Here is an 8,358-nt window from a genome sequence, read left to right as displayed (position 1 = left end):
TGAGTTCTCAAGGAACGGACGCTTCCTTCGTACTCACCCTCTCGGGCTTTCCTCCGGGCAGTTTCCCTTCGGTCTTGCGTTTCCGACTCTATCAGGGTTTTTCCGGCCCTCTGACCACTCTCTCGCAGGCATGCGAAAAGAGATCCGAGTTGGGATCTGACAAGTTGGATGCTGCTCGGGGAGCGCGCTTGATCGCCTCACTCACCCTCAGGCAGGAGTACGACTGTACACGCGGCCCCAGAGGCGCTGCAAATCGACTAGGCTAGTGGTCTAGACCACGGATCGGGATCTCTCGTGCGGAACAGGTACTTCCTATGACATACGCTGCTGCAGAGTGCGCCTTCGTGGACAGGCAGTGACGGCCCATGTACATCTCCACCCCTGGGAGGCTCCCCATGACCACCGTGATGTCTCCTCTTGCAGGACGCGCCATCGGACTGGCCGCTGTACCGGATCCGGTCTTCTCCGGGGCCATGGTCGGCCCCGGAACGGCGATCGACCCCGTGCGTGAGCCTTCCGAGGCCGTCGCCCCCGTGGACGGAGTCATCGTCTCCCTCCACCCCCACGCGTTCGTCGTCGTCGACTCCGAGGGGCACGGCGTGCTCACCCATCTCGGGATCGACACCGTGCAGCTCAACGGCGAGGGCTTCGAGGTTCTCGTGAACAAGGGCGACACCGTGACGCGGGGGCAGGGCATCGTGCGCTGGAACCCGGACGCGGTGGAGAAGGCCGGCAAGTCCCCGGTCTGCCCGGTCGTCGCGCTCGAAGCGTCCGCCGACTCGCTCCGCGAGCTCCGCGAGGACGGCGACGTGAAATCCGGCGACGTTCTCTTTTCCTGGCAGTGACACCGCCGTCCTCATGACGAAGGCGCGCAGGACAACCACCGCGGCGGCGGGGCCCGCCGCACTACACGGAGACGGGTGAGATGGAGACAACGCTGCGAGGCGTCGGCGTGAGTCACGGTGTGGCGATCGGCGAGGTTCGGCACATGGGTACGGCGGTGCTCGAACCGCCCGCGAAGCAGATACCCGCGGAGGAGGCGGCGCGCGAACAGGGGCGCGCCCGTAAGGCCGTGGAAGCCGTCGCGGCCGACCTGACGGCGCGGGGCAATCTGGCCGGAGGCGAAGCCCAGGCGGTGCTCGAGGCCCAGGCCATGATGGCTCAGGACCCCGAGCTGATGGTCGACGTGGACCGGCGCATCGCCGTCGGCAGCACCGCCGAGCGCGGTGTGTACGACGCTTTCGCCGCCTACCGCGAACTGCTCGCGGGGGCCGGGGAGTATCTGGCCGGGCGTGTGGCCGACCTGGATGACGTGCGGAACCGTATCGTCGCCCGGCTGCTGGGCGTCCCCATGCCGGGGGTGCCGGACAGCGACGAGCCGTACGTGCTGGTCGCGAGGGACCTGGCCCCCGCCGACACGGCGCTCCTGGACCCGACTCTGGTGCTCGGCTTCGTGACCGAGGAGGGCGGCCCGACGAGTCACAGCGCGATTCTCGCCCGTGCCCTGGGAGTGCCGGCTGTCGTGGCCCTGCCGGGCGCGGGTGAGCTGGCCGAGGGCACGATGATCGCGGTCGACGGCAGCACCGGCGAGATCTTCGTGAACCCGAGCCAGGAGAAGCAGGCGGAGCTGGAGTCGGCCGCCGCCGCGCGCAGGGCCGCGCTGGCCGGTTCGACCGGACCTGGCGCCACCGCCGACGGGCACAAGGTGCCGCTGCTGGCGAACATCGGCGGGCCGGCGGACGTCCCGGCTGCCGTCGAGGCCGGAGCGGAGGGCGTGGGGCTCTTCCGCACCGAGTTCCTCTTCCTCGACGACAGCAAGAACGCGCCGACGCAGGAGAAGCAGGTCGAGGCCTACCGTCAGGTGCTGGAGGCCTTTCCCGAGGGCCGCGTCGTCGTGCGGGTGCTGGACGCCGGTGCGGACAAGCCGCTCGACTTCCTGACCCCGGCCGACGAGCCCAACCCCGCGCTGGGCGTGCGCGGGCTGCGGACGCTCCTGGACCACCCGGACGTCCTGCGGACCCAGCTGACGGCGCTGGCGAAAGCCGCCGACGGGCTGCCGGTGTACCTCGAGGTGATGGCTCCGATGGTGGCGGACCGCGCGGACGCGAAGGCGTTCGCGGACGCCTGCCGCGAGGCGGGGCTCCGCGCGAAGTTCGGCGCGATGGTCGAGATCCCGTCGGCCGCACTGCGGGCTCGCTCGATTCTGCAGGAGGTGGAGTTCCTGTCGCTGGGCACGAACGACCTCGCGCAGTACACCTTCGCCGCCGACCGTCAGGTGGGCGCGGTGTCGCGTCTGCAGGACCCGTGGCAGCCGGCGCTGCTCGACCTGGTCGCGCTGTCCGCCGAGGCGGCGAGGGCCGAGGGCAAGAGCTGCGGTGTCTGTGGCGAGGCCGCCGCCGATCCGTTGCTGGCGTGTGTGCTGACGGGTCTGGGGGTCACCTCTCTCTCCATGGGGTCGGCGTCGATTCCCTATGTGCGGGCCGCCCTGGCGAAGTACACGATGGCGCAGTGCGAGCGTGCCGCAGCGGCCGCACGAGCGGCGGACAGCGCCGAGGAGGCCCGGCAGGCGGCGCAGGGTGTGCTGTCCGGCGAGTAGCGGGTGAGCGGCCGGCTCCTCTCGGGGGCTGCCGGGTGAGCAGGGGCGCTCCGCCTTCGGGAGGAGCGCCCCTGTCGGCTGGGGGCCCTTCGTCAGTGGTGGTGGCCCGGGGTCGGGCCTTCCGCGCCGAGAGCCGGTGGGAAGCAGTAGTCCACGCCGGACTCGGGTGAGATGAGTTCGCCCGACTCGACGTCGGTGCAGTAGGCGTCGAAGACCTCCCCGGCGGTCAGGGGTTCGAGCCCGTCTCCGCGCACGCGCCATCCGTAGATCTGGTCGCGGGCTCCGGGGGCGGTGGTGCGCATGACCAGACCGCCTGGGCCCCGGGTGGCGAGGCCGAGGGCGAGGACGGTGGTGAACTCGAGTGCTTCGGCCTCGTCGAACCGTGTGGCGCCGCCTGCTTCCTCGTCCGCGTGGAGGACTGCCACAAGGGTTTCCGGCACCGCCGTGACGCTGCAGACGAGGTGTCGGTCGCCGGGTGGGGCGGTGTCGAGGATGCGGGCGACGAGTGCCGAGGCCCGGGTGAATGCGGCGCGGCCGATGTCTTCGCCGCAGGTCTCGCAGGCTCCGAGGCGGGCCAGCAGGGTGGCCGCGTATTCCCAGGTCGCCCGGCGGACGGCTTCGTCGACGAGGGCCGGGACGAGGTCGGCGAGGGGCTGCCCCTCGTAGGGGACGGTGGGACCGGTGGTCGCGAGTTCTGCCGTGAAGCGGGTGCGGTGGGCGGGGATGTCGGGGTCGAGTCCCCTGTCGGCGCAGTACTCGGCGTATTCCTGCGGGTCGAAGAGGGCCACGGTGGTGTGGGCGCCCTGCAGGGCCCGTGCCTTCAGGAGGTTCTCCACCTGCTGGAGGTAGGTGACGTGATCGTCGAAGGTGAAGGTGCGGTAGTGCCGCATGGCCCGGAAGTCGTGTTCGTCGGTGAGCAGGCCGATGGTGCCGGCGATCTCACGGCGCAGGACGCGCCGCATGGCCTGGTGGTCGGTGTGTGCCATGTTCTCCCCCGGTGTGCAGGTCGATCAATGCTCACTCACAGTAATCGAGAGCACTGACAGTGACCTCCGGCCGAGGGCGGCACCGGATGCTTCTCCGGTGAAGGTGCAGGTCGTGGCGCTTTTGCCGCGACCGCCGGTCTCGTCGGGAGCCTGGCCGTGCGGGGGTGATCCCGCCGGTGCGGTGCGGCGCGTGGGCACCGCACCGGCCGGGGGGTTCAGGAGCGCTTGCGGGCGAGGTCCTCGTAGAAGTGGAGCAGGTCGAGGTTGTCGATGGAGCCGGGGTTGACGGCCTTCTCCAGGGGGGTGCCCTGCAGCAGTCGCTTGACCGGGACCTCGATGCGTTTGCCGGTGAGCGTGTGCGGCACACCCGGGACCTCGATCACCTCGTCCGGCACGTGGCGCGGCGACAGCTGCTCGCGGATGGACTGTTTGATGCGGCCGAGGAGGGCCTCGTCGAGGGCGGCTCCCGGGGCGAGGTGGACGAAGAGGGGCATCCAGTAGCCGCCGTCGGGCTGCTCGATGCCGATGACCAGGGATTCCTTGATCTCGGGAAGCCGTTCGACGACCTCGTAGATGTCGGCGGAGCCCATGCGCACGCCCTGACGGTTGAGCGTGGAGTCGGAGCGGCCGTGGATGACGACGGAGCCGCGCGAGGTGATGGTGATCCAGTCGCCGTGGCGCCATACGCCGGGATAGGTGTCGAAGTAGCTGTCGTGGTAGCGGCTGCCGTCGGGGTCGTTCCAGAAGCGGACCGGCATCGAGGGCATGGGGTTGGTGACGACGAGCTCGCCGACCTCGTCGATCACGGGGCGACCGTTCGGGTCCCAGGACTGCAGGTCGGTGCCGAGTCCCGGCGCCTGGAGTTCGCCGGTGTGGACGGGCAGCGTCGGCACGGCTCCGGCGAAGCAGGAGCACACGTCGGTGCCACCGCTGACCGAGGCGATCCAGAGGTCGTCGCGCACTTCGTCGTGCAGCCACCGGAAGCCGTCGGGCGGCAGGGGGGAGCCCGTGGTGGCGACGCACTGGATCTTGGAGAGGTCGAAGTCCCGCGCGGGGTGCACTTCCGCTTTGCGGCACGCCATGACGTAGGCGGCGGAGGTGCCGTAGAGGGTGGCGCCCGTGCGTTCGGCGATGCGCCACTGGGCGCCGGTGTCGGGATGGCCGGGGCTGCCGTCGTACAGGACGATCGTCGTGCCGGTCAGGAGGCCGGACACGAGGAAGTTCCACATCATCCAGCCGGTCGAGGTGTACCAGAAGAAGCGGTCCTCGGGGCCCAGGTCGCAGTGCAGGCCGAGCTGTTTGAGGTGCTCGACCAGAATGCCGCCCTGGGACTGGACGATGGCTTTGGGGAGGCCGGTCGTGCCGGACGAGTAGAGCACCCACAGGGGGTGGTCGAAGGGGACCTGCTCGAAGACGGGTTCCTCGTCGGCGGCGGTCAGGGCCGCCCAGTCCAGGGCCCCCTGAGGGGCGTCCGTGCCCAGCACGGGGATGTGGACCACCGCGCGCAGGGTGGGGAGTTCGGCGCGCAGTTCGGCGACGACGTCGCGGCGGTCGTGCTCCTTGCCGCCGTAGCGGTAGCCGTCGACGGTGAACAGGACCACGGGTTCGACCTGCTGGAAGCGGTCGAGGACGCTGCGGGCACCGAAGTCGGGGGCGCAGGAGGTCCAGACTCCCCCGACGGCGGCCGTGGCGAGGAGGGCCACCACGGCCTGCGGGATGTTCGGGAGGTAGCCGCTGACGCGGTCCCCGGGGCGGACGCCGAGGGCGCGGAGCTCGCCGGCCAGAGAGCCGACCTGGCGGCGCAGCTCGGACCAGCTGACGGGTGTCGGTTCGTGGGTCTCGTCGACATGCAGCAGGGCCGGTTCGGCCGGGCGGGTGGTGGCCGCGCGCAGGGCGTGCTCCGCGTAGTTCAGCGTGGCGCCGGGGAACCAGCGGGCGCCGGGCATGGAGCGGTCGCCGAGCACGCGCGCGTAGGGCGTGGAGAACCGTACGTCGAACCATTCGGTGACGGCCGTCCAGAATGTCTCCAGCTCGTCGACCGACCAGCGGTGCAGGGCCGGATATCCGCCTTGGGACGGGGCTCCGTGCCGGTCGGCCGCCCAGGTCTGGAACTGCGTGATCTGGGCCCGGGCGATGCGCCGGGGATCTGGCCGCCACAGCGGCTCGGGGTTCACGGTCGGCATGGGGCGGCTCCCGGACTCGGCGCGTCGTGTGCGTCACCCGCGCACGAGCTGGGGTGGTGCGCGTGACGCGGCTGACACGGACGATGCCATGTGATCGACTTCAGCACCAGGGTGGACTCCACACAGTCCGTGTCGTGCAGATGTGCTCCGGCCACGGATGAACGGAAGTTGAACGACCCGCGCGTGCGGCGCGGTCAGTGACAGGGTGAACAGCATGGACGGTCGTGACCTGGTGCGCTCGATGAAGGCGGTCGGCTCCTCGGGAGCTGTCCAGGGGTTGCGCACGGTCCGGGCAGCGTGGCGCAGGAGGCGTGTCGACGCCGCCGCCCTGCCGCGGCGGGGGCCCGAACGGGCGCGGGTGCCGGGTCCGGTGCTGGAGGCGGAGCCGGGGCCCGGAGGAGGGACGCTGCGGTTCGCCCGCTCGCTGCTGAGGATCCACGTCGCCGTGACCGGGGCCGTCTTCTGGGGCTGGGACGGGGCGGAGCCGGAGCCGTCGTACGCGCTGGCCGACCGCTGTCCGGAGCCGGACCCGCGGGCGGTGCTCGAGCCGGACAAGGACGGCGGCTGGCGGGTGGTCGCCGAACGGGTCACCGTCGTGGTCTCACGGCACGGCGCTGTCGAGGTGCGCACGCCGGGGGGTGTGCTGTTGCGCCGCGATCTGCCGCCCCGGTGGTGGGAGCCGCTGAACGGCGGTCCGGGGCACTGGCTGCAGCGCTCGGAGGTGGCGGCGGACGCGCGGTTCTTCGGACTCGGCGCCAGGGCGTCCGGACCCCGGCTGCGGGACGGATCGTACCGGCTGTGGAACACGGACCGCGGTCGTGCCGTCGATCGCGGGGCCGATCCGCTCCACCTCACCATGCCGGTGCACCTGGTGGTGGCCGACGCCGCCACCCATCTGGTCTTCCACGACACGTCGTGGGACGGGACGGTGACGCTGCGGGAGGGCGCGGAAGGGGCGGGGTCGGGGCACGACCGGCCAGGCGCCTGCGAGGTGCGGATGGACGGGGGTCCGCTGCGCTGCTGGGTGATCGTGGGCACCCCGGCGCGCGTGCTCCTCGCCTGGGCGGCGCTCACGGGTCCGCCGGCGGTGCCTCCCGCGTGGGCGCTCGGTCACCATCACGCGCGGTGGGGGCGGGGCGGCGAGCAGGAGCTGCGCGAGGTCGTGGCGGGCTACCGCGAGCACGGGCTGCCGCTCGACGCCGTGCATCTCGGCGTCGACCACGAGGACGAGAGGCGGGTCTTCACGGTCGACCAGGACCGCTTCCCGAAGCTTCCGGTGCTCGCCGAGGAGTTGCGTCAGGAGGGGGTGCGCCTGGTGTCGGTCGTCGGTCCCGCGGTCCGGGCCGAGGCGGGCAGCGCGGTGTACGACGCCGGGGTCGCCGAGGACGCGTTCGTGCGGGAGCCGTCGGGTCGGCTCGCCGAGGGTGTCGTGGGGCCCGGGGAGTCGGTGTTCCCGGATTTCACGCACGCGCGGGTGCGTCGCTGGTGGGGAGGTCTCTACGCCGAGCGTCTGGGGCAGGGCTTCGCCGGTTTCTGGCACGCCATGGACGAGCCGGCGTCGTCGGCCGCGTTCGGGGGGTCGGCGCTGCCCCGGTCCGCCCGGCACTTTCTGGAGGGGCGCGGCGGTGATCATCGCGAGGCTCACAACGTGTACGGGCTGTGCATGGCGCGGGCGGCCTATGAGGGGCTGCGGCACCTGGTTCCGGAGGAGCGGCCGTTCGTGCTGTCGCGGTCGGGCTGGGCGGGTCTGCAGCGGTACGGCGGCGTCTGGTCGGGGGAGGTCGCAGCGGGCTGGCCGGGTGTGCGGGCCTCGCTGTCCCTGGTGATGGGGCTCGGACTGTGCGGGGTGCCGTACTCGGGGGCGGACGTGGTCGGCGTCGACGGCGGTTCGACGCCCGAGCTGTATCTCCGGCGGCTGCAGCTGGGCGCCTATATGCCGCTGTTCCGCACGCAATCGCCTCCGGGGGTGGGGCTGCGGGAGCCCTGGGAGCTCGGTCCGGAGGTGCTGGAGCACGTGCGCGTGGCGCTCCTCGAGCGCAGGCGGTTGCTTCCGTACTTCGTGACGCTCGCGCATCAGGCCGGGCGTACCGGCGCCCCCTATGTGCGTCCGGTGTGGTGGGGGTCGCCCGGGAACCGTGCGTTGCGGGACTGCGAGGACGCCTTCCTGCTGGGCGACAGCCTCCTGGTCGCGCCCGTGCTCGCACCGGGCGTAGAGCGTCGGCCGGTGCAGCTGCCGAGGGGGCACTGGTACGACACGGCGACGGGGCGGGTCCACCGGGGGCCGGGGCGCGTGCAGCTGGAGGCCCCGCTGTCGCGCATCCCGGTGCTGGCGCGCGCGGGGGCGGTCGTGCCGGTTCGGGGGGACGGCGGTGAGCTGGAGCTGGAGGTGTGGGCGCCGGCCCGTGGGCGGACGGGCGGCGGCCTGGTGGTGCGGGATCCGGGCGACGGCTGGCGGGAGCCGGAGATCGAGCGGTACGTCGCCCGCTGGGAGGGTTCCCGGGTGGTCGTCGAGCGGGAGGGCGAGGACGGCGTGCACGCACCGTCCTGCCCGGTGCGCGTACGCGGGCTCGGCTGACGACGACCCGGACGGACC

Annotated in this window: 5 protein-coding genes; 3 read left to right on the top strand and 2 right to left on the bottom strand. The window is 71.9% G+C overall.

Annotated elements, in window-relative coordinates; genetic code table 11:
- Positions 1-395 precede the first annotated feature (395 nt).
- On the top strand, positions 396-845 hold the full coding sequence (locus ACH4ZA_RS33025) for a PTS glucose transporter subunit IIA (protein ID WP_398432929.1): 450 nt from the start codon (positions 396-398) through the stop codon (positions 843-845).
- Positions 846-925: 80 nt separating this feature from the next.
- Complete coding sequence (gene ptsP, locus ACH4ZA_RS33020; protein ID WP_398432928.1) at positions 926-2,596, top strand: phosphoenolpyruvate--protein phosphotransferase; 1,671 nt, start codon at positions 926-928, stop codon at positions 2,594-2,596.
- Between the two features lie 92 nt (positions 2,597-2,688).
- Here the strand turns inward: ptsP and ACH4ZA_RS33015 are convergent, their stop codons facing one another.
- Both ACH4ZA_RS33015 and ACH4ZA_RS33010 read right to left on the bottom strand, forming a co-directional pair.
- Positions 2,689-3,582, bottom strand: a complete 894-nt coding sequence (locus tag ACH4ZA_RS33015; protein ID WP_398432927.1) for a hypothetical protein — start codon at positions 3,580-3,582, stop codon at positions 2,689-2,691.
- Positions 3,583-3,797: 215 nt separating this feature from the next.
- On the bottom strand, positions 3,798-5,765 hold the full coding sequence (locus tag ACH4ZA_RS33010; protein ID WP_398432926.1) for an acetoacetate--CoA ligase: 1,968 nt from the start codon (positions 5,763-5,765) through the stop codon (positions 3,798-3,800).
- 214 nt (positions 5,766-5,979) lie between these two features.
- Here ACH4ZA_RS33010 and ACH4ZA_RS33005 point away from each other — a divergent pair, with 214 nt between their 5' ends.
- Positions 5,980-8,340, top strand: coding sequence for a TIM-barrel domain-containing protein (locus ACH4ZA_RS33005; RefSeq protein ID WP_398432925.1), 2,361 nt, complete (start codon positions 5,980-5,982; stop codon positions 8,338-8,340).
- Positions 8,341-8,358 lie beyond the last annotated feature (18 nt).

Source organism: Streptomyces sp. NPDC020597 (assembly GCF_044335095.1).
In the GTDB taxonomy this organism is placed as follows: Bacteria; Actinomycetota; Actinomycetes; order Streptomycetales; family Streptomycetaceae; genus Streptomyces.
Note: the sequence above shows the minus strand (reverse complement) of the source record. Positions and strands in the feature narration are given on the sequence as shown.

Excerpts from the sequence above, each read along its gene's own strand:
- ACH4ZA_RS33015 (WP_398432927.1), bottom strand. The coding sequence starts at position 3,582 with ATGGCACACACCGACCACCAGGCCATGCGGCGCGTCCTGCGCCGTGAG.
- ACH4ZA_RS33005 (WP_398432925.1), top strand. The coding sequence starts at position 5,980 with ATGGACGGTCGTGACCTGGTGCGCTCGATGAAGGCGGTCGGCTCCTCG.
- ACH4ZA_RS33025 (WP_398432929.1), top strand. The coding sequence starts at position 396 with ATGACCACCGTGATGTCTCCTCTTGCAGGACGCGCCATCGGACTGGCC.
- ptsP (WP_398432928.1), top strand. The coding sequence starts at position 926 with ATGGAGACAACGCTGCGAGGCGTCGGCGTGAGTCACGGTGTGGCGATC.
- ACH4ZA_RS33010 (WP_398432926.1), bottom strand. The coding sequence starts at position 5,765 with ATGCCGACCGTGAACCCCGAGCCGCTGTGGCGGCCAGATCCCCGGCGC.